This is a genomic window from Pectobacterium sp. F1-1 (assembly GCF_025643735.1).
GTDB lineage: Bacteria > Pseudomonadota > Gammaproteobacteria > Enterobacterales > Enterobacteriaceae > Pectobacterium > Pectobacterium colocasium.
Map to the genome: position 1 here is coordinate 607466 of NZ_CP104733.1, position 20936 is coordinate 628401.

Here is a 20936-nt window from a genome sequence, read left to right on the forward strand (position 1 = left end):
AGAAGAATACAAACACCGTTGCGATGATTGTTAGCAAAAGAATCAGAAATTCGACCCAAAAGCAGCGCAATATTTTTTTAATGATTGTTAAGTAGGGGTGATGCGCTATATTTTATTTCATAAGGTTAATTTATATTTAATAGCATCCTAACTATCTAGTTTTTTAATTTTTTCCCTTTTATGTGAGTATTTTAATAAATAACACGATAAATGTTATATAAAAAGTATTTATTTTTATGTTGATTAGTTGTAGTTTTTTTTAACTTAAAGTTAAGGGATGGTTATAATACAACTTACCAGAGGAAGTATCCTGTGTCTCAACTGAACGGTAATGAAGTTGCCATTATTGGTATGAGTGGTCGGTTCCCCGGTGCGCCTGATCTTGCCGCGTTTTGGCAAAATCTTTGTCATGGACAGGAGAGCATCACGTACTTTGATGATGCGACATTGCGTGCAAATGGGGTGGCAGAGAAACAGCTGGCCGATAGAGATTACGTTCGCTCTGGGTTTTGTTTGGATGGCATTTCGCAATTTGATGCCGAATTTTTTCAGCTCACTCCGCGTGAAGCCCAGATCCTCGATCCACAACAGCGGCTCTTTCTGGAATGTTGCTGGCATGCGCTGGAACACGCTGGGCATGTGCCTGAGCGCTATGATGGACGGATTGGTGTCTATGCTGGGGTCTTTTCCAGCAGCTATTTGTTGAATATCTATAGTCAGCCCGGTTTGATCGCTTCTTTGGGCGAAATGGCGGTGCGCCATGGCAATGAGAAGGATTACCTCACCACCCGACTCTCTTATAAGCTCAATCTGCGTGGCCCGAGTCTCGCGATTCAGACCTCTTGCTCAACCTCGCTAGTCGCTGTGCATACTGCGGTACAGAGCCTGTTAGCAGGCGAATGTGATATGGCGATTTCTGGTGGTGTATCCGTGCTGGCAGATCAGGAAACGGGCTATCCGTGGCAGACGGGAGGCTTGCTGTCACCGGATGGGCATTGCCGCCCCTTTGATGCCGATGCCGCAGGTACGGTATTTGGTAATGGTCTCGGTGTGGTGGTGTTAAAGCGGCTGGAAGAGGCTGAACGTGATGGTGACACCGTCTATGCGGTGATCAAAGGCAGCGCCATTAATAATGATGGTGCAAATAAGGTTGGCTTTACCGCTCCCAGCGTACAGGGTCAGGCTGAAGTCATCGCTGAGGCGCTGAGCATGGCAGAGGTATCGGCAGAAACCATTCAATTGGTGGAAGCGCACGGTACGGGCACGCCACTTGGCGACCCGGTTGAAATTGAAGCACTGACCCGCGTTTGGCAGTCGCAAACATCGCGTAAAGGCTATTGCGCACTCGGATCAGTGAAAGGCAATGTGGGGCACTTGGGGGCGGCGTCGGGTATTGCCGGGCTGATCAAAGCCACACTGGCCTTACACCATAAGCAACTTCCGCCGACCATCAATTTTACCCGTCCTAATCCCAATATCCCTTTCGAACAGACGCCGTTTTATCCTCATACCACCCTCGCGCCTTGGGGGGAAACGGACGCACATCCACGTCGTGCCGCGGTCAGTAGTTTCGGTATGGGGGGGACCAATGCGCATCTGATTCTGGAAGAAGCACCGAAAAAAGCATCACAGGCAGCCTCTGACGATGAGGTGTGCCTGCTGACGCTATCAGCCCGCAGTAAGGCTGCATTACAGCAAGCGGCTGATGAACTGGCAGAGCATTTACACCAGCAGCCCACGGCCCACTTACAGGATGTGGCCCACACGCTGCGTGAGGGGCGACAAATCTTCGACTGGCGAGCAACCATTACCGCCAGCACCATCGAAGAGGCACGAGAAAAACTCCAACGCGGGCTCAATAAACCCGCGCAGGCGTTGGCATCACCCGAGGTGGCGTTACTGTTTCCGGGGCAGGGATCGCAGTACTGGGGAATGGCTCAGCAACTCTGTCAGACGTTACCCACGTTTCGTGATGAAATCAGCCACTGTTTCAGCATATTACGAGAACAATGTGGCCTTGACCTACACCCTCTGATGGCGCAAAGCACACCAGATGATGTGCAACTGGCATGGTTAAACAGCACGGCGGTGACGCAACCTGCGATCTTCTGTATTGAGTATGCGATGGCGCGCACCATACAGGCGCAAGGGGTGAAGGTCAGCCATATGCTGGGACACAGTGTAGGCGAGCTGGTGCCAGCGACGCTATGTGGTGTGTTCACTCTTGACGCGGTTCTGACTCTGGTGGCAACACGTGGTCAATTAATGCAACAGGCAGAGCCGGGGAGAATGTTATCCGTATCGCTGGCGGAAGCGCCGCTTACTGCTTTGCTGCGCGACTGGCCCGCACTTTCACTGGCGGCGGTTAATGGACCTGAGTTGTCGGTAGTCGCGGGCCCTGAAGAGGAGATTACTGCCCTTCAGCAGGCACTAAACGATTCTGGTGTGAACACCCGACTGCTGATGACTTCGCATGCCTTTCACTCGGCGATGATGGATCCGGTACTGGACGCCTTTGAAGCCGCGGTTGAAAAATGCCAGCGTCATTCCCCTGTAGGGCATTGGATTTCTAACCTGACAGGGCGAGAAATTACGCCAGATGAGGCGATTAGCCCACGTTACTGGCGCGACCACTTGCGTAGTACCGTGCAGTTTAATCGGGGACTTCAGCAATTGCTGGCTCGCCCTGATGTGGTACTGGTGGAGTGCGGACCTGGCACGGTACTTACCAGCCTGGCACAGTCTCAAATGCGGCTACTTAACCCGCAGCGCGCAGTGGCACTTTCTCGTCATCCCAAAGAAAAAAGTGGTGATATGCACGCCTGGTTGGCAGGTATTGGCCTGCTGTGGTCTCACGGCGTGTCGCTTAACTTGCCGGAAACGCACGGGCAACGTATCGCTTTACCGGGTTATCCGTTCCAGCGGCAACATTACTGGATTGAACGTATTTATCCCCATCACTCGCCAACGGCGGTCCCTGCGGTAGAAATGGAGGCTACGCCCGTTAGCGTTACTGAGAATGTGGGAACCGTCGTTCAATCCTATGTGCAGGTTGAAGGGACTGAGGGACGTGTGGCCGCCATCTGGCGGGAATTGTTCGGTATGGACAACATCCAACATGACGATGACTTTTTTGCTCTCGGTGGCACGTCGTTAGTGGCGATTCAGCTGATTTCACAGGTGCGGGAGTTGTGGGGTGTCGAGCTCAGTATTGAAGTGTTATTTGAGGATCCCACGATTCGTGGCATTGCTGCACAAATTGACACTGCGCAGGCCGGGCAGCCATCCATTGAGGCTACCACCGAAGCAGAAGATCCTGAGATGGCGGAGCTATTACGCTTGACAGAGGGGTTGTCACTGGAGGAGCTCAACGCAAAGTTGAGCGGGTAATCACGTGGCAGGGATGCAGCCAACAATAACGATTTCATGACGTAACGACAGGTTATCAGGCGCATCACTCCCCTGAGGGGGACCCTTGCCTGACGCCGCCTTATCGATACTGCTGATAGAGAGATAATTATGTTACAACCCTTGCCACTCACGCGTATCAGCCGCCAGCAAGCGCTGCCACTGTCCGCCGATCAGTACCGAATTTGGTTTATGCATCAGCTCCAGCCAGATCTGATTCATTTTAATATCAATATGGCATTTCACCTGCGCGGCGAGCTGCAATTTGCCCGTTTTCAGGAGAGCCTGAATGCCGTAGTGGCGCGTCATGAGTCGCTGCGAACGACCTTTGTGATGTTATCGGAAGAAAAGCAGCCACAGCAGTGTATTCATCCACAATTAACGCTCGATATTCCGTTAACCGACCTCAGTACACAGCCCGTGACTATGCAGGAGCAGGTAGCACAGGAACACATGGAAGCGATAGGCAATCAGGTTTTTTCATTGGAACACGGACCGTTATTGCGCGCACATATCTGGCGGCTCACGGATGAGCATCACCTGCTGTTGTTTACTATCCACCACATCATTGCCGATTTCGATTCGCTGAAATTGATCATGCGCGATCTCTTTGCTTTCTATAACCAGCAGGGAGACACACTGGCGCCGCTGTCACTGCAATATGCCGATTACGCCGCCTGGCAGCAGACGCGTTTACAGAGTGAAGAGTACGTTAGCCAACTGGAGTATTGGAAAAATCAACTGGGTGGCGAAACGCCAGTGCTCAAAATGCCGATGGATCGCCCGCGTCACAGCGTGATGACCAATAACGGAGCCATCGTACGTCATACGTTTAGCGCGGAGCTAACAGAAGGGCTCGTGGCGTTGAGTAAAACACAAGGCGTGACGTTATTTGTCACGCTCTATTCCGCCTGGCAGGTATTGCTGCAACGCTACACCGGGCAGGATGATATTCCTGTGGGTACGCCGATCACCACCCGTAATCGGCCTGAATTACGTCAGTTGGTTGGCCTGTTTATTAACACGCTGGTGTTGAAGTCAGACCTACAGGGAAATCCCGATTTTATTACGCTGCTGAAACGTAATCGCAAAATCGCGTTTGGCGCATTTGCCCGTCAGGACGTTCCCTACGAAAAACTGGTTGAAGCGCTGAAGCTGAAGCGCAACCTGAGCCACAACCCATTCTTCCAGACCATGGTGATGCTGCTTGAAGCCGAAAAGTATGACCAACTGGCTCCGGGGCTGGCGATTGAACCTTTTGAATTTAAAAAACGCACGACCACTTTTGAGCTGACGCTGACTTTTTCACTGGTTGAACAACAGTTACACCTAGCTCTGGATTACAACACCGATCTGTATGACCGTGAGACAGTCACGCGTCTGTTGCAGCATCTTGACGCATTAATGCAGGGGATTGTTGCCGATCCACAGCGGTCGATTGCGGATTATCCGATTATTTCAGAACGAGAGCGGCATCAATTACTCACTGAACAGTGCCGTGGACCTGTCGTCACTGACAATCTGGAACACTGCGTGCATCGTCTGTTTAGCGACGTGGTTGCACGTACGCCGAATCAGATAGCCGTACGCCATCGCCAGCAGCAGCTCAGCTATCAGCAACTGGATGAGCGTGCCTGCCAGTTTGCACGCTGGTTACAGTCGCAAGGCGTCGGACGTGGGGCCATCGTGGGCCTGGTCACCGAGCGCTCGTTGAATATGATGGTCGCCCTGTTAGGCATTCTGAAAGCGGGTGCTGCTTGGTTGCCGATTGATCCGGCTAATCCGGACGAACGAATTAAGTACATGCTGAACAATGCGCATGTGTCAATGGTATTACTGGGGGAACAGGTTCAGCTAGCCTGCCAGCAGCCCTGTTTTGCACTCGAGGATATCGACAGCCGTCTGGCTGATTTCTCTCGTGCGCCACTGCTGTGTCTGAATGTGCCTGATGACCTGATGTATGTCATCTATACCTCGGGTTCCACCGGTCAGCCGAAAGGGGTGATGGTCAGCCACCGTAATGTGGTGAACCATTGCGCTAACATCATTAAGCGCTTCGATCTCCAGCCGCATGACCGGGTATTGCAGTTCACGTCGATTGGTTTTGATGTGTCGATTCAGGAGATCTTTCCTACGCTGTTACGCGGCGCGACTCTGGTACTGTGGAAGGAAAAGCGCCTGGAAGAGAGCGGTGAATTTCTTAGCTGGACTGCTCGTGAAGAAATCAGCGTGATGAACCTGACTACCGCACACTGGAACAATATTGTTGCCGATCTGCGTCACAGCCGAATCCCTGTGCCAGATCACCTGAAAGTGGTGATTGTTGGCGGCGAGCAGGCGGCGGGGGAAGTGTGGAATAACTGGCAACAACTGACACGCGGTTCCATTCGTTGGATCAATGACTACGGCCTGACCGAAACCACGGTGACTGCCAGCATGTTTGAGCCATCAGCGGATTACGTTGCCTGTGGGGCGATGCCTGTTGGCACAGCGCTGGATAACGTCGAAATTTATATCCTCGACAGCCAGATGCAGCCTTTGCCTGTAGGCGTTTTTGGCTCGCTTTATATCGGCGGCGCAGGTGTAGCAATGGGCTATATCAACCAGCCTGAGCTGAATGAAGAACGCTTCCTGACGAATCCTTTTGCTTCGGGCAAGTTGTTTAAAACTGGCGATCAGGCACGCTGGCGTCGCGACGGCCTGTTGGAATTTGCCGGACGTGACGATCAGCAGGTGAAAATCCGTGGTCATCGCGTAGAGCTGGCGGAAGTAGAGTCGATGCTGACGAAGCATGCCAGTGTGAAAAAGGCGCTGGTTCTGGCACAAGAAACCGCGCACGGCGGGCAGCAATTAGTGAGTTGGTTGGTGGTGGAGCAGGCTACCTATCAGGAAGCTGCTTTGCGTGAGTGGTTAACGGAAACATTACCGGATTACATGGTGCCAGCCTCTCTGGTCACACTCGACAGCATCCCTCTCACCGTTAACGGTAAGGTCGATAAAACGCGCTTACCTGCGCCAGTTTTTGTAGCCGAGAGCGGGGAAGCTTTCCAGGCACCACAAAGTGCAATAGCGCAGATGCTGGCGGAGTGCTGGCAGTTGCTGCTGCAACGTCCAGCTGTCGGTCTGCAAGATAACTTTTTTGCTATCGGTGGTGATTCGCTATTGGCTACTCAGGTCGCGACGCACATTAAGGCTCGGATCCAGCATGCCATCCCACTACGTCTGCTATTCGAATACCCACGTCTAGGTGATTTGGCGCATGAGTTGGAGCGCATCATTGCAGAAGGGCAGAGTGTTAACGATCGCTGTATGGTGAAAATACAGCAGAAAGGCAGCCAAACCCCACTTTTTTATGTGCATCCGGTCGGCGGCAATGTCAGCTGTTACTTCACGCTGGCTCGACACTTAGGGGAAAACCAGCCTTTTTATGCGCTGCAATCTCACGCATTGATCGATCCCAACTCGCCTTATGACACCGTCGAGAGTATGGCGGCTTTCTACCTCAATGAGATCCGCCAGATTCAGCCGCACGGTCCTTATCGGTTAGGGGGCTGGTCAATGGGAGGGTTTATTGCCTATGAAATCGCGCGCTTGTTGCAGGAGGCTGGGGAAGCAGTACAAGAACTGTCGATGATCGATACCTATCTCACCAAAAGTCGCGTTTCTACTGATGAAATCGTGTTATTCAACTTTGTGCTGCAACTGGCCGCTGTGCCGGGACGGAAGATTGATGAGGAGATGTTGCTCGCATGGCAAGGGAAAAGCTATCGCCATGAGGATGTTTGCCAGCAATTACGTGCCCACGGCTTAGTGCCGCAGGGAACAAGCGATGCAGAAATTCAGCGCCTGCTGGATGTGTATACCCACACCGTACATGCCTTCAAACGTTATCAGCCACAACCGACGCACAAGCTGGCCTTGGATCGCGTCGTGCTGTTTCGCGCCCGTGATTCACATGAGGAATTGGGCGTTTGGGAGCAATTAGTGGAACGGGTCGACCTGCATCATGTCGACGCAGATCACTTTGGCATCGTGCATCACCCGAAGGTTGGGGACGTACTGCGTCAGACAGCTTAAACCTGTGTGGCATTGATGCCGCATATCACCGATGGTTAGTCAGGAGACGGTTATGATTTTTGTACTCAAGCTGGTGGTCTATTTTCTACTTTGGACCCTGTGGTCCTACACCATGCACGTTATTGCACACACCAATTTTAAGTACAATTTTATTCGCTATTTCCATCTCAAACACCATGCCTACAACTACGGCGACAGCCAACTACCACCGTGGCATGACTATTTATTCTGGTTTGGTGACTGGAAATCATCAATGGACGTATATATTACCTTTACCATTCCATTGATTATTCTAACGATTTTTGAACCTGTTCATGGTGGGATCCTGCTGGCATTCCACTACATCTATGAGGTGTTTCTTTCACGTAACGTGTTGGACCACAATCCGAACATCACTGGCAAGATTACCCGCTTCATTCCTATCGGTAAGTTCCATCTTTGTCATCACCATAATGTGAAGTGCAACTTCTCTTTCTATATCACGTTGTGGGATTACCTGTTTCGCACCAACGACGCCTGGGTACTGAGGAGGCGTTATGAGCGACAGAAACAGCGTCAGCAGGAACAGGTTACCCCAACTTCCGACACTCCACAGACAGACGAGAGAGCATAATGAGCGATATTCAGGATAAGTTAAGTCGTCTGACCCCTGAGCAGCGCGCGCTGCTCCTGAAGACGATCAAAGCTGAACGTGGTGTCACGACCACAGACATGCCGCAAACGGCCAGTGAGAAGGGCATGAATTTCTCGCTGATCTTCTTTTCGGGCGATGGCGGGACGGAGAGTGAGCATAAGTATGATTTGCTACTGGAATGCGCCCGCTTTGCTGACAGTCATGGATTTAGCGCAGTGATTACCCCCGAGCGTCACTTTCAGCCCGTGGGCGGACTGTTTCCCAATCCTTCCGTGCTTAATGCCGCGCTGGCGATGATCACCAAAAACATTCAATTGCGTGCTGGCAGTGTGGTATTGCCACTGCATAACCCGCTGCGTGTAGCCGAAGAGTGGTCGTTGGTGGACAACTTATCACAGGGGCGCGCCGCGATTTCTTGTGCTACGGGCTGGCATCCGGCGGATTTCTTAATCAATCCCGAGGCGTATGAAAATCGCCGCGCGACCATGTTGGAAAATATCGCACTGATCCGCCAACTGTGGCGTGGTGAGTCGGTACAGCGTCAGGATATTGCGGGCAACACGGTAGAGGTCAACATTCTGCCGCGTCCCATTCAGAAAGAATTGCCGATGTTTCTCACCTCGTCTGGTAATCCCGATACCTGGCTAAAAGCGGGCGAACTGGGGATGCATGTGCTCTGTTCCCTGACCAACCATACGCTGGCTGAGTTGAAAACGAATATAACCGCTTATCGCGATGCGCGGGCGAAACACGGTTACGATCCTGAAAGCGGTATTGTGTCGGTGATGGTGCACACGTTCGTTGGTGAGCACGATGATGTGGTGAAAAATCAGGTACGTGAACCGCTACGTGACTTCCTTAATGGCTATATTAATCAGAATGATACCCTCAATCCCTACAAAGATCGTCAGCAAACGGTGCGCAGCGCGATTGATAACGATCGTGAGGCCTTACTGACCTATGCTTTTGAAAAACACTTCAATCAGACTTCGCTAATGGGGTCGCCCGAGAAGTGCACGCGTATGGTGCATAAGTTGCAGGAGGCAGGGGCAAACGAGATCGCTTGTCTGGTGGATTTTGGCCTTAGCATGGAAACCGTGCTCGCAGGGTTGCAGCCGCTGGCAGCGCTAAAAGCACAGTGTGCTCATAAGAGCGTGAACGGGTAAACGTGTGATGCGGATCCTGGCGCTCTCCGATATTCATGTCGATCAGGCGGAAAATCTAGCCTGGCTTATGCAGCTCTCGCGTGACGACTATCGTGAGGATGTGCTGCTGCTGGCCGGTGACGTTTCCCATGATTCTGCACGCTTTGCCGATGCACTCAGCATGCTGCGACAGCGTTTTGCGCAAGTGTTTTTCGTGCCAGGTAATCATGACTTGTGGTTGATGCGTCAGGAAGCAGGGGACTCGCTGGCAAAATTCCATTATTTGCTGGCGCTGTGTCAGAAATTGGATGTGCGCACCCAGCCACAGACGCTGAATCTTCTTGGGAAAACCGTGACGATTCTGCCGCTGTTTTCCTGGTATATGCGTCCAGAAGAAGGGGAGGAAAGTTTGTATGTCCCCTGTACGCAGGAACAGCATGTCAGCCACTGGTGTGATAACTATTTGATCCGCTGGCCTGATTCCCTTGGCATCAGTCCAGCCCGTTATTTTTTACAGCTCAATGAGCCCTACCTTGCCGCGTGTCCCGCCGGAGAAGTGATCACGTTTAGCCACTTTCTCCCTCGTAGTGAATTGATGCTCTCGTCACTGACTGATGAGGCCGTAACCCGCGTGACCAGCGGTAGCGGATTTAACTTTAGCCGAGTGGCGGGTACGACGCTGCTTGACCAGCAACTGCGCCGTGCGCGAGCTACGCGTCATGTTTATGGTCATCAGCATCGCAACCGCGTCCGGTCACTGGCTGGCGTGACCTATTTATCGTGTTGCCTCGGCTATGTTGCTGAACGCAACGCACAGCGTATCGATCTGAGTCAGGGAGCCCCGCTGGATGTTTTCAGCCGCTCAACTTGTCATCAGCATATGGAAGAGTCAGGACAGGTGAACATACGATGAAAGCAAGTAACAAAGCTATTTATATTGGCATTATGACTTCCTGTATGCTGGATTCAGTCGCGGTTGGAATATTGCTGCCAGTTATTCCTCTGCTGGCGATTGAGATGGGCGCAAACGCGGTGATCATTTCTGCGTTGGTTTCGATTCAGTTTATCTGCGGTGCGCTGGGATCGCCGATCCTTGGGCGAATTTCGGATCATATGCCGCGCGGGGTATTGCTGCTGATCTCTCTGATCGCCATTGCACTATGTTACTGGGGGCTGGCATTTACTTCATCGCTACTGATGTTGTTTGTGTTACGTGGGGTGATTGGTTTTATGAGCACCAATCTGGTGATTCTCGAATCCATTATTTCGCAACTGACCGATAACAAAGAGCGCAGTGCGGGGATCGCTCGGTTACGCTTAGGATCGACCGCCGGGTTGATCCTGGGTCCTGGTCTCGCCGGGCTTCTGGGACACTTCCAGATTATGCAGGGGCTGCATGAACTGTTGGTGCTTTCTGCCTGTATGTCGAGTCTTGTACCGCTGGTGATCGCCTGGACGCTGCGTGGTCAACTGACAACCAATCTAACGGCTTCCCGTCCCAAAAACCCCTACCGCAATGTACTGAAACTCTTTTTTGCCAATGCCAATATTCGCGATTTTGCGCTGATTAAAGCGCTGATTGCGGTCTGTTTTTCGCTACTGATGACCATTGCACCGCTGTGGGCCGTGCACGCCGTGGGTTGGACCACTATCGAGCTTTCGATGTTGGTTGCCGTCTTTGGTCTGTCACTCTTTTTCATCCAGGTGGCAATTGCCACCAATCGGGCTCGTTGGTTGACCAGCAATCTTTCGCTGTTTCTCGCTTGTCTGGTTGTGGTGCCAGGCTTTGTGATGCTGATTGTCGCCCCGAGCGGTGTGGCGCTGTTTCTCTGCTGTGTCGGTTTAGGGCTCAGTTCCGCAGTGGTAAACATTGTGGTGCCTTCCACCATCAGCAAGATGGCTTTCTTTGACGTTGGTGCAGTGCTTGGGATGGTCTCCACCACGGTGCTGGTCGCCAGTACCGTCGGACCCATGGTGTTTGGTGTCGTCTATCAAGCATGGGGAGGGGGGCTTACCTGGGCATGTGGATTGCTTTGTGCACTGGTCGCCTGCTGGCTGGCAATGAAATATGTCGGTAAATCCAGCGAAATTGACGAGTCGTTACCAGGGCGTGAGTTGCCGTAAGTGCAGCCAATTTAACCTTTTAATTGTGGCAGGTGAGCATGGAACAACTGGAACAACTCAGCCCGATACAGACCGATATTTGGCTGGATATTCGTGTCGGCAGTGAACAGAATTACGGTATTGGTGCCCACTGGAAAGTGGCGGATAAGCTCAGTCTGTCAGAGCTTAAGCGTGTCCTTACATCGTTAGAGATGGCGTTGGCTCCGCAGGTCAGTGCTTTGAATGCAGCGTTGGGCGTGACGCTGAAGCAGAGTATCCATTTTAGTCAGCAACACTGTATGGCGGCGCAATCGGCGGACATTGCCCAACGGTGGATTCGCGATCCCTGGGATTTCAGTCAGCAGTTGGTTCGCGTACTGCTGCTGGAACTGGACAACGGTGAACAGCATCTGGTGGTGGGAAGCCATCATCTGGTATTTGATGGTGCGGCAATTGTTCTTTTTTCCCGAGCACTGTGTGGTGAAGTACCCGATGTGGCGGCAGGGCAACAGCCCTTTGTGTTACTGACCGATAGCCTGCGTCAGCGTTTTGACTGTCAGGATACGCTGGCATTTTGGCAGCAGCATGCGGCTTTATTAACGCAAACGGGTGAAGACAGCGGTCAGCGTCATCCACAGGAAGCGACCACGTTAATTGATGTGCCGATCCCATACGAGGGAGTGGACGCCGTTTGCCGTGCCGCACGTATTACCCAGCCGTTCTACTTTAAGTCGCTGTTCGCCTGGGTTGCGGGGCAGTTATACGGCTATGATGAGGGCATTGCGCTTCAAGAGATCGTCAATCACCGCAGCGCTACATCGGCACAATTATTCGGTAACTTTTCCAGTCTGGTGCCTTTTGTGCTGCCATTTGGCTCGGCTCAGCACTTTAGTGACCTGCTGCAACAAGGTCGTGAATTTCAGCGTCAGCGAAAGGGGTTTGAAGCGCTGACTCAACTTACCTCTCGTCATCAAGGGCTAACCAGCAACGGTCTGCGATTTATTTATAACTTCCATGACTATTCGCGGGCGTTATTGCAAAGCAGTCGCCTGGAGTTAGTGAATAGTTGGACCAGTGAAGATGGCGGTGCCTTACAGTTTTATCTTTATTATCGTAGTGACGGTGCTCTGCATGCCAAATGTTCCCACCCACAAGGGGTTGTCGCTGCACAACAATTTATTGACTGTCTGATTCAGGTTCACCAGCAACTGCTAGCGGGAACGACGGCGCTGGATAGGTTGGTGTTTGTCAGCGAGGCCGATCGCGCGCAGTTATTACGCTGGAATTCGACCGAAAAGGCCTTTGATGATCGGCAAACGTTACACGTACTGTTCGAGCAGCAGGCGCTACGTACACCTCAGGCGATTGCTGTACAGGATGATGATAACCAGTTGAGTTATCAGCAGCTTGACTCGCAGTCCAGTCAATTGGCGCATTACTTGCGTTTACAAGGCGTTGGGCCAGACTGCCGGGTGGGGATGTTTCTTGAGCGCTCCTGCAACATGCTGATTGGCATTCTTGGCATACTGAAAGCTGGGGGAGCCTGGCTGCCTTTGGATAGCGAATATCCTGATGCCCGATTGGCTTATATGCTGACAGATGCGCAATCCGAGGTGGTGCTAACGACGAAGGCGCTGGCTCCGCGCTTGCGTTTGTTGCTGGCTGGACAACCCGCTCATGTGGTTGTGCTGGATGACAGCGATACCTTGGCTCAGATAAAGCAGCAGTCAACGGCGGCGATGTCGATGGAAACGCTGGGGCTCACCTCACGCCATCTAGCCTATGTAATTTATACCTCTGGATCGACAGGGAATCCGAAAGGCGTGATGCTGGAGCATCGCGGTGTGGTGAACCGCCTTGCGTGGATGCAGTCAGCCTTTAAGCTGACCGCTGACGATACCCTGCTACAGAAAACGCCGTTTGGCTTTGATGTTTCGGTATGGGAACTCTTGTGGGCGGTGTTAGTGGGGGCGAGGTTGGTGTTTGCTCGCCCCGGTGGACATAGAGATCCAGGATATCTGCATCAAGTGATGGCACAGCATCGTGTCACGCTGGTGCACTTCGTTCCTTCTATGTTACGGCTGTTTATTGACAGTAAGGCGACGAATTCCCTGCCCGATCTGAAAACCATCGTTTGTAGCGGTGAAGCCCTACCAGTAGAAACCTGGCAAGAGACCTTGAGCTACCTGCCACAGGTCGCACTATGGAATCTTTATGGACCGACGGAAGCGTCGATTGACGTGACCTGGTGGTGTGGTGAAACTGGCCGACGTTACCGTACCATTCCTATTGGCAAACCGATTGATAACACGACGTGTTATGTGGTCAATCGTCGTCTACAACTGTTGCCGCCTGGGCTGGCGGGCGAACTTTGTCTTGGCGGCGTGGGTATTGCCCGTGGTTACCTAAATCGACCTGACCTGAGTGCTGAACGTTTCCTGCCTGATCCATTTTGTGATCAGCAAGACGGCGTGTTGTACCGAACTGGTGATTTAGTGCGCTACCAGCCGAATGGCAATATTGAGTACCTTGGGCGTATTGATGACCAAGTAAAAATTCGGGGTCTGCGCATTGAACTGGGGGAAATTGAACAACAGATGCTATCACTGCCATTCGTTAGCGCGGCGGTGGTGGTGGCGCGTAAAGATGCGCACGGTGAACAGCATCTGCTGGGTTACTATAGCCTCAATCCAGGCGTGGCAGCGCCAACCCATCAAGATGCAGAGATGCGCGCGGTGTTGCATAAGCAATTACCCGATTATATGGTGCCAGCGCTGCTGATTGCGCTGGACGTTATGCCGCTGTCTGCTAATGGAAAAATCAACCGTAAGGCATTGCCTGAACCTCATTTTGCGCGAGATACCCAGAGTTATATTGCCCCGCAAGGTCGCGATGAGTGCACGTTGGCAACGATTTGGGCTACGTTGCTGCCAGTCGAGGCGACGGTAATCGGAGCCAACGATAGCTTTTTTGCTCTGGGCGGCCACTCGCTGTTAGCTGTGCGCTTATTGGCTGAAATTCGTGAGCATATGCAAGTGGAGTTGACGATCCGTGACCTGTTTGACTCGCCTCACTTGTCGCAGCAGGCTGTGCTGATTGCCAGTAAACGAGGGGGGGAACTGCTTCCGCCAGTGCTGCCACAGCCGCGTGATTCTCTGGTACCAGATATAGGCTTTCCACTCTCTTTTCCCAACAACGTCTATGGTTGCTCGATCAACTGATCGCTGACAGTAGTCTCTATAATATTTCTGCGCTGCTACGCATCGAAGGCGAGTTTCAACCGACGTTGGCTGAAAACGCTTTTCGCTTATTGATTGATCGCCATGAGCCACTGAGAACGGTGTTCTGTGTAGAGAATGATGAGGCTCGGCAGGTGATTCGCGCTGCGTTTAGCTTCCAGTTAGATCAGGTTGATCTCAGCCTGCTTCCAACAAGCCAGCAACAGCAATCTATTCAGGAAGCTGCCGTACGTGATGCACGGCAACCATTTGATTTATCTAAAGACGTGCTGCTGCGCGCGGCCTTTCTGCGCACCAGTGCAGATGACGGCGCTCTGTTGGTCACCGTCCATCATATTGCGGCAGATGGGTGGTCGATGGCTGTGCTTATTGAGGAATTCCGTACGCTGTATCAGGCACTGCTGGTTGGGGAAATCCCGTCGCTACCAGCACTGCCTGTTCACTATACCGATTACGCCCACTGGCAGCGTGAATGGGTGCAGCGGCCTGCTTATCAGGCTCAGCTTGCATGGTGGCGGCAGCAACTGATGGATTTGCCGTTAGTACATAGCCTGCCGCTTAGTCACCAGCGACCTTTACAGCAGAGCAGCAGCGGTGAACGTTATTGCTTCTCGTTGATAGCGGAAACGACTCAGGCATTACAACAGCTAGCCAATGAGGAAGGTGCTACGCTATTTATGCTGTTGCATGCCACCTTCGCACTACTGCTGTCCCGTCATGGTAGCAGCCAGGACATTGTGATTGGTGTACCGGTCGCTAACCGTTCTCATTCGGTGCTGGCGCCACTGGTGGGCTTTTTTGTTAATAGTCTGGTACTGCGTGTCGAGTGCGATCCTGATCTTGAATTCCGCCACTTTTTACGTCAGGTGAAAGCGGTCAATATTGATGCGCAAATGCATCAGGATGTGCCGTTTGAACAGCTGGTCGAGGCGTTGAATCCCGAACGTAGTACCCGCCATACGCCGTTATTCCAAATTATGTTCAGCATGGATAACGATCTACTGCAACCGACACCCGTCGGTAATTGCCATTTTGTCCGCCTGCCGCATCCGGTCACCCCTGCTCGTTTTGAGTTGCTGCTGAACGTAGTGGAGCAGCAGGGCGAATTGAAGTGCCAGTTTGACTACAATACGGCGCTGTTTGAAGCCGACTATATTGCCCAACTCGCACAGCGCTTTGGTGAATTGATCAATAGCCTGTTACGCCATCCAGAGATGGCGCTTGGTGCGTTGCCTATGCTCAATGCCGGGCAACAGCAGCGTCTTCAGCAGTTCAATCCCGCGCCTCATCACTGGTCAGAAACGCCACTGCTACCCCAGCAAATCTTGCGTCAGGCCGCATTAACGCCACAACGTATCGCGGTGGAATGGGGCGACCGGCAATTGAGTTATCTGCAACTGTGTCAGCAGGCGAGCCAGTTGGCACATTTCCTGCGGGAGCAAGGCATTGGTTCAGGTTCGCTGGTTAGCCTAGCGATGCCGCGTAGCGGTGAGGTGATGATTGGGTTGCTGGCGATTGTGATGACAGGAGCGGCCTATGTACCGATTGATCCAGATTATCCAACCGAGCGGATACGCTTCATGCTGGAAGACAGCGGTGCTCGCTGGTTGCTGACTCACCGTTCGGTGGTCGATACGCTTCACGCCAGTTTACCCCTTGAGGTACAGGTATTAACGCTGGACGATCCTGCTTTACGACAGACGCTAAGGGTTTATTCGACGCAACCGCCTGTATTTGCGCAAGTCCCAGCCGATCGGCATCTGTTATATGTTATTTACACCTCTGGTTCGACGGGGCGTCCGAAAGCGGCTCAGGTGACGCATCATGGTGCGAATAACCTGCTGCACTGGTACGTTGGCGAGCTTCAGGCTGGAGAAGACGACCGGCCGCTAATTATAAGTTCTCTGTCTTTTGACCTTACGCAGAAAAATCTCTGGTCGCCGCTACTACAGGGCGGATGCGTGGTGTTCTCTACGGTTGCGCAGTATGACGCGGAGAAAATTGTGCAGGAAATCGCTCTGCACCAGGTGACACGAATTAACTGTGCGCCAAGTGCCTTCTATCCGTTGGTGACAGAACGTGAAATGTGGACGCATCTGTTCAGTCTGCAACAGCTGTGGCTCGGTGGAGAGAGTATTGCGATGAATATCCTTCAACCGTGGTTGCAGCACAGCGGTTGTGCGCTGATTAACTCCTATGGTCCCACTGAGTGTACGGATGTGGTGTCATGGCATCGCGTTGCGCCTGAAGAGGATAATCCCCCAATTGGGCGACCAATTAGTAATACCCAACTTTATGTCCTCAACAGCCACCTTTCATTTTGTCCCGTGGGTACGCCCGGTGAACTTTGGATTGGCGGCGCAGGGGTAGGGTTAGGCTATTTGGGACGGTCAGAACTCACTGCCGAGAAATTCATTGCCGACCCGTTCAGTGATGATCCACAGGCGCGGCTCTATCGTACAGGGGATCTGGCTCAATGGCAGGCTGATGGTAGCGTTGCTTATCTGGGGCGGCTGGACGATCAGGTTAAAATTCGAGGGTTCCGCATTGAGCTGGGAGAAATCACTCAACATTTGCTGCAACATGAACATGTTTCCGCCGCCACGGTCATCGCCAGAGAAGGGAAAACGCCTTCACTGGCAGCCTTTGTCGTTGCGAGCGATCCGGTACTGACGCCAGCATTGTTGCGTCAGCATCTTCTGATATCGCTGCCCGGTTGGATGGTACCTGCGCAGATTCTGTTACTACCAGCCTTGCCGCTGACGCCAAATGGTAAAATTGACAAAAAAGCGCTGCTGGCGCTGCCAATGCCTGAAACAACGTCAGACATCATGAGCACTGCCCGTACGCCTGTTGAAGCGGGTGTTGCGGCGATCTTTGCCGAGGTTCTTGGTGTCAGTCAGGTCGGTGTTGATGACAACTTCTTTGAGTTGGGTGGACACTCACTGTCTGCAACTCAGGTTTTGGCGCGTGTGCGCCATCGTTTTGCGCCGGATCTGGCATTACATACGCTGTTTGAAAACCCTACGGTGGCGACACTGGCCGCTGCACTCGGTGAGCGTTTACCACTTCCGTCTGCACTGACCATTCAACCTCAGCCGGAAAATGCCCCGCGGGTGCTCTCCTTCGCGCAACAGAAAATCTGGTTTATGCAGCAACTGATGCCGGACAGCAGCGCTTACAACCTATTCAGTGCGTTGCAAATGGAAGGGGAATTGAATATTGCTGCATTGCAGCAGGCATTTAACCAATTGCGCGCACGTCATGCGGTGTTACGCACCTGCTTCGCGGACGAGGACGGTTCGCCAACGCTGATGCCCATCGCAGCGCAGCCTGTTGAGCATCACGATCTGCGTATGCTCACGGCTGCCGAGCGACAGTCACGAATTGAGGGTCTGGTAGATGCCGCCGCGAATCGACCTTTCCGTCTGGCAGAAGATGCGTTGCTGCGTGTGAGTCTGCTGCACTGCGAGGAGCGGCGATACGTGCTGCTGCTGACGCTACATCACATTATCGCTGATGGCTGGTCGGTCGGTGTGATGATTGATGAACTGGTGCAATATTACCGTCAGGCGCTGTCCGAACGTACCGTGGCGTTACCAGAACTGGCGATTAATTACAGCGATTATGCCGCCTGGCAGCGTGAGCAACTCAGTGGCGAACGAATGCAGCAACTTGAGCAATATTGGTTGAAGCAACTGAGCGGCGACCTACCCCTATTGCAACTGCCTGCCGATTTTCCTGAGGACGAAAGTGTGGGATCGCAAGGCGACAGCCTGACCCTGTCGTTGGATACCAACACATTGCGCCGTTTGCATCAGTGCTGTCAGCAACATAATGCCAGCCTGTTTATGCTGTTGCTAAGTGCTTTTGGACTGTTGCTGAATCGCGTTACGACACAACAGGATCTGGTCATTGGTGCCCCCGTTGCGGGACGCACATTGCCGGAAACAGAACCTCTGCTGGGCTGCTTTATTAATCCGTTGCCCCTGCGCTTGAAAGTGGCGGGTGAGGCAACGTTCAGCTCGCTGCTGACGCAGGTACGGCAGGTTTGCCTGGATGCATGGGCTCACCAGGAAATGCCCTTTGAGCGATTGACCGAGCTTCTGCGTCCAGAGCGAAGACTGAATCAAAATCCGATCTTCGACGTGATGCTCAATATGCTCAATGCGCCACAGGGAGATAAGCAGCTTGATGGCATCACGGTACGTGAACTGAAGTTGACTCAGCCGCAGGCGAAATTTGCGCTGACCCTCTATGCGCAAGAGCGTGAAGGGGAGTTGATGCTGGAGTGGGTCTGGCCGCAAGCGCGCTACGGTCGTGGACAGATACACGCGTTGGCGGAGCAGTTCATTACACTGCTGGAACAGATTGCGGATAATGTTGATCAACCGTTGCAACGCTACTCGTTGCTGACTGCGAGTGCGCGACAATTTTTACCTAACCCTCAGGAAACGCTGCCATCTGCTGCGATCACCACCGTTCCGGCGCTATTTGCCGACAGTGCCCGACGGTTTGCGACGTTGACCGCGATTGAGCAGGGGGAGCGGTTGTGGCGTTATCAGGAGTTGGCGGAAACCGCCGCTTACTATGCCGCACAGTTGCGCACAACGGGCATGCAACCCGGTGAGGTGATTGCCATCCACGGAGCGCGCAGTTTTGGCCTGATTGCGGCGATGTTGGCAGTCATGCAGGCGGGCGGCGTGATGCTGTTATTGGATAAAAATCTGTCGCTGCCTCGTCGTGAGGCAATACTCAATGAGGCGAAGCCGCAGCAACTGCTGTGTGTGGTTTCCCCTGATGCCGCCATTACTGATATTTGCGACGATCGGCGCTGGCGGCAGGTGACGCTGATCAATGCGTTGGCTACCCAGCATGCTGAGGTTATTTCTCCAACCGTTGACCCATTGGCGGCGTGTTATCTGTTTTTTACCTCCGGTACTACCGGTACGCCGAAGGGGATTATCGGTCAGCAACAGGCGCTGGCTCATTTCTTACAATGGCAACGAGACACCTTTGCCATCGGTCCAAACGATCGCTGTGCACAACTGACCGCACTCAGTTTCGACGTGGTACTGCGCGATATTCTGACACCGCTTATCAGTGGCGCAACGCTCTGTTTGCCGCCTGTTGAGGAAGACCTTTCTGCGGGAACGCTGTTCCCTTGGTTCCGACGTCAGCGCATTACCAGCTTTCACACCGTGCCGACTATCGTGAAATCCTGGCTGCTGACGATTGACCAGATTGCTGCGCTGCCGGATCTCCGACGGCTGTTTTTCGCCGGTGAGTTACTTCCGGCTAACCTGGTGCGCCAATGGCAAACTCTGGTCAGCGCGGAGGGGGAGATCATCAACCTATATGGTCCGACGGAAACGACGCTGGCGAAGAGTTTCTATCGTGTGCCTGCGGTTGGCCGCTTGCCACAGGCGTTACCAGTGGGACAGGCGATAAGTGCCAGCCAGATTTTGGTGCTTGACGCACAGCGCCAACAGTGTGGTATCGGTGAACCGGGCGAGATCGTTATCCGTACTCGCTTTCCGTCGTTGGGCTATTTACACGGTGGGCGACAGGCTCCTGCCTTTATCCACAATCCGTTTTCCGAGAAACCGAATGATATTTGCTATTTTACTGGGGATGTAGGGCATGTGCGCCATGATGGCGTGGTTTGCCTCATAGGGCGCCGCGACGATCAGGTGAAAATCCGCGGTATGCGGGTAGAGCCCGGTGAGATTGGCGCGGTACTGTTAAGTCATCCTGCGATTCAGGATGTTGCCATTACGGTTTTTAGTGATGCGCAGGATGAGAAACGTATTGCCGCTTATTATGTTGCCGCACAACCTGTGCCGGAAATAGAGACATTACGCCAACATTTACAGGCGCGTTTACCAAGCTATATGTTACCAGCGGCTTGGGTTGCGATTGATCGCCTGCCGATGACGCCGAACGGTAAATTGGATCGCCGTCAATTGCCTGACCCTCGAGCGGCGATAGCGTCGGGAAGAAGCCAGGGTTACGTTGCACCGTCGAGTGAACTTGAACGGCAGTTAGCTACGGTGTGGGCTAGCGTATTGACGATCGACGCTCCTGGCGTGAAAGACAACTTTTTTGATATTGGTGGCCACTCTCTATTGTTATTACAGGTAAAAAATCAGTTAGAGGCCGCATTGCAGCGTGATATTCCAGTAGTCGCGCTGTTTCAGTATCCCACTATTACTGCGTTGGCGGCCTGGCTTGGCGAACAGGTTCCGCAACAAGATCTGATGGCGGAGGCCGATGCGCGTATCAGTAAACGTCGCGAGGCATTGCAGCGCCGCCGACGTCGCTAACAGG

Annotated in this window: 8 protein-coding genes; all 8 read left to right on the top strand. The window is 52.9% G+C overall.

What is annotated here, in order from left to right; all coding sequences use genetic code 11:
• Positions 1 to 312 precede the first annotated feature (312 nt).
• The 8 genes from NAL19_RS02720 to NAL19_RS02755 all read left to right on the top strand — a co-directional run bounded on the left by NAL19_RS02720 (position 313) and on the right by NAL19_RS02755 (position 20932).
• Positions 313 to 3390, top strand: coding sequence for a type I polyketide synthase (locus NAL19_RS02720; protein WP_263058692.1), 3078 nt, complete (start codon positions 313 to 315; stop codon positions 3388 to 3390).
• 129 nt (positions 3391 to 3519) lie between these two features.
• Positions 3520 to 7485, top strand: coding sequence for a non-ribosomal peptide synthetase (locus NAL19_RS02725; RefSeq protein ID WP_263058693.1), 3966 nt, complete (start codon positions 3520 to 3522; stop codon positions 7483 to 7485).
• A gap of 52 nt (positions 7486 to 7537) precedes the next feature.
• On the top strand, positions 7538 to 8098 hold the full coding sequence (locus tag NAL19_RS02730; RefSeq protein WP_052201272.1) for a sterol desaturase family protein: 561 nt from the start codon (positions 7538 to 7540) through the stop codon (positions 8096 to 8098).
• Positions 8098 to 9285 carry a MupA/Atu3671 family FMN-dependent luciferase-like monooxygenase gene (locus NAL19_RS02735; RefSeq protein ID WP_263058694.1) on the top strand — a complete coding sequence of 396 codons (1188 nt, stop codon included), beginning with the start codon at positions 8098 to 8100 and terminating at the stop codon, positions 9283 to 9285. Before NAL19_RS02730 ends, NAL19_RS02735 begins: the two co-directional genes overlap by 1 nt.
• 7 nt (positions 9286 to 9292) lie before the next feature.
• Positions 9293 to 10177, top strand: a complete 885-nt coding sequence (locus tag NAL19_RS02740; RefSeq protein ID WP_263059652.1) for a metallophosphoesterase family protein — start codon at positions 9293 to 9295, stop codon at positions 10175 to 10177.
• Entirely contained in the window at positions 10174 to 11388 is a 1215-nt protein-coding gene (locus tag NAL19_RS02745) for an MFS transporter (RefSeq protein ID WP_263058695.1), read from the top strand. Before NAL19_RS02740 ends, NAL19_RS02745 begins: the two co-directional genes overlap by 4 nt.
• A gap of 38 nt (positions 11389 to 11426) precedes the next feature.
• The gene (locus NAL19_RS02750) at positions 11427 to 14588 is read left to right on the top strand and encodes a non-ribosomal peptide synthetase (RefSeq protein WP_263058696.1); all 3162 of its coding nucleotides are present in this window, start codon (positions 11427 to 11429) and stop codon (positions 14586 to 14588) included.
• Positions 14573 to 20932: a non-ribosomal peptide synthetase gene (locus NAL19_RS02755; RefSeq protein WP_263058697.1), complete on the top strand. Its 6360-nt coding sequence runs from the start codon at positions 14573 to 14575 to the stop codon at positions 20930 to 20932. Before NAL19_RS02750 ends, NAL19_RS02755 begins: the two co-directional genes overlap by 16 nt.
• Positions 20933 to 20936 lie beyond the last annotated feature (4 nt).

Bases quoted from the DNA above. Each gene is read 5' to 3' on its own strand.
- NAL19_RS02725 (WP_263058693.1), top strand. From the start codon at position 3,520: ATGTTACAACCCTTGCCACTCACGCGTATCAGCCGCCAGCAAGCGCTG.
- NAL19_RS02730 (WP_052201272.1), top strand. From the start codon at position 7,538: ATGATTTTTGTACTCAAGCTGGTGGTCTATTTTCTACTTTGGACCCTG.
- NAL19_RS02735 (WP_263058694.1), top strand. From the start codon at position 8,098: ATGAGCGATATTCAGGATAAGTTAAGTCGTCTGACCCCTGAGCAGCGC.
- NAL19_RS02740 (WP_263059652.1), top strand. From the start codon at position 9,293: ATGCGGATCCTGGCGCTCTCCGATATTCATGTCGATCAGGCGGAAAAT.
- NAL19_RS02745 (WP_263058695.1), top strand. From the start codon at position 10,174: ATGAAAGCAAGTAACAAAGCTATTTATATTGGCATTATGACTTCCTGT.
- NAL19_RS02750 (WP_263058696.1), top strand. From the start codon at position 11,427: ATGGAACAACTGGAACAACTCAGCCCGATACAGACCGATATTTGGCTG.